Below are 1,549 nucleotides of genomic sequence, written 5' to 3' on the forward strand. Positions count from 1 at the left end.
ATCCTTGAGGCCGCCAAGCGCGTCTCCCTGATCACGGCGGTCAGCCCCCGCGCGCTGGTCGACATCGCCTATGTCGTGTTCGAGGCGGGCCGCCTGATCCGGCGCCTTTCCGAACTCTATGGCGGACGCCCGGGCACGCTCGGCTTCTTCCGGCTGGCGCGTGGCGTGCTCGCGCATCTGGCGGTGACTGGCTCGATCGCAGTGGGCGACAGTTTCGTGCAGCAGATCGTCGGCCATGGGCTTGCCGCAAAACTCTCTGCGAAGCTCGGCGAAGGGGTCGTCAACGGAATGATGACGGCGCGCATCGGCATCGCGGCGATGGAAACCGCCCGCCCCTTGCCGTTCATTGCCGTGAAGCGCCCGGGCCTTGGCGATTTCCTCTCGGCGCTGACCTCGTTCGCGGCCAAAAAAGACGGTCAGGCGGAGTAACAGGGTAAACGCGAAAGCCACCTCCAGTGACGAAGCATTAACCAATCTTCGCCATGGTCGATCAGGTCCCAAGAATAGACTCTGTCGTGCCGGGTGTCGTCCATGAGAAGCGTAATCCTGTCCTGCGTGCTGCCTGCGACCGTTGCTATTGCCGCGCCGCTCGGATTGGTCGAAAAAGCCTTTGGCGCCGAGCCGGACAAGCAGTTCTTCCGGTCCGTCGAGGGCCGATGGGTAGGCCCTGGCGAGATCATCGCCGGCAAGTACAAGGGCACCAAATTCACCTGCGATTTCAACGGCTCGACGCCTGACGGCAAGGTCGGCATGACGTTGGACGGCAACTGCCGGGTCGGCGTCTTCACGCAGAAGATGTCCGCGACCGTCGAGCGCAAGGGTCGCGACGGCTACCGGGGCGCCTTCATGGGCGGCTCGACCGGCAACGGCATGGATATTGTCGGCGGCAACGTCGTCGACGCCCAGAAGGTCGTCTTCACCATCAACCGCAACCAGTTGAACGGCGTCATGCAGGCCCGCGTGCCCGACGACAATTCGATGACCGTGACGGTGGCCGTGCGTGTCGACAAACAGCTGGTGCCGGTGATCGGCATGAGCCTGAAGCGGGTCGACTCGGTCGAAGTCGGCGCCATCACCAAGAACTGACCCGACGCGCCGACCTCCGCAAAAAAAGGCGGCGGCCGCTTGGCCACCGCCTTCGTGTTCATCGATAGCTGAGATCAACCCTTGATGGTGGCCGTCAGCTCGTCATAGGCCTTGCAGGCTTCGTCAAGCGTCGTCGCGCCCTGATACTTGGCGGTCACAGCCTGCACCTTGGCGGTCAGATCGGCCGCCTTGCTCGGATCCTGGGTGATGGCTTCCTGGAGGGCGGCAGCCATGTCCTGCGCCTTCTTGGCGGCTATTTCCTGAGTGCATTCCGGCCCCTTGGAGCAAGCCGAGGCGGCCAACGCCGCAACACCTACGGCGACGAGCAAAAACTTCTTCATGTCAATCATCTCCTCAAAAAAGGCAGCCGCCCATCGCGGCTGCCTCCAATGGCCGAAGCCGAGCGTGCCATAACCGCTGATTGTGGCGGCGCGCAACAACCGGGCTGCGTAAACTTGTGTAA

The 1,549-nt window shown here is 63.1% G+C and carries 3 protein-coding genes; 2 read left to right on the forward strand and 1 reads right to left on the reverse strand.

Annotated elements, in window-relative coordinates; translation table 11 throughout:
• Both EOA28_RS35315 and EOA28_RS35320 read left to right on the forward strand, forming a co-directional pair.
• Positions 1–429, forward strand: a 429-nt coding sequence (locus EOA28_RS35315) for a TIGR01620 family protein (RefSeq protein ID WP_128315824.1), incomplete at its 5' end; no start/stop codon positions are given.
• Positions 430–531: 102 nt separating this feature from the next.
• On the forward strand, positions 532–1,086 hold the full coding sequence (locus EOA28_RS35320; protein ID WP_127386400.1) for a hypothetical protein: 555 nt from the start codon (positions 532–534) through the stop codon (positions 1,084–1,086).
• Positions 1,087–1,160: 74 nt separating this feature from the next.
• Here EOA28_RS35320 and EOA28_RS35325 read toward each other — a convergent pair whose 3' ends face one another.
• Entirely contained in the window at positions 1,161–1,523 is a 363-nt protein-coding gene (locus EOA28_RS35325; protein ID WP_245463306.1) for a hypothetical protein, read from the reverse strand.
• Positions 1,524–1,549: the final 26 nt, after the last annotated feature.

Origin of the sequence: Mesorhizobium sp. M2A.F.Ca.ET.067.02.1.1 (genome assembly GCF_004023285.1) — a bacterium.
GTDB lineage: Bacteria > Pseudomonadota > Alphaproteobacteria > Rhizobiales > Rhizobiaceae > Mesorhizobium.

Bases quoted from the DNA above. Each gene is read 5' to 3' on its own strand.
- EOA28_RS35320 (WP_127386400.1), top strand. From the start codon at position 532: ATGAGAAGCGTAATCCTGTCCTGCGTGCTGCCTGCGACCGTTGCTATT.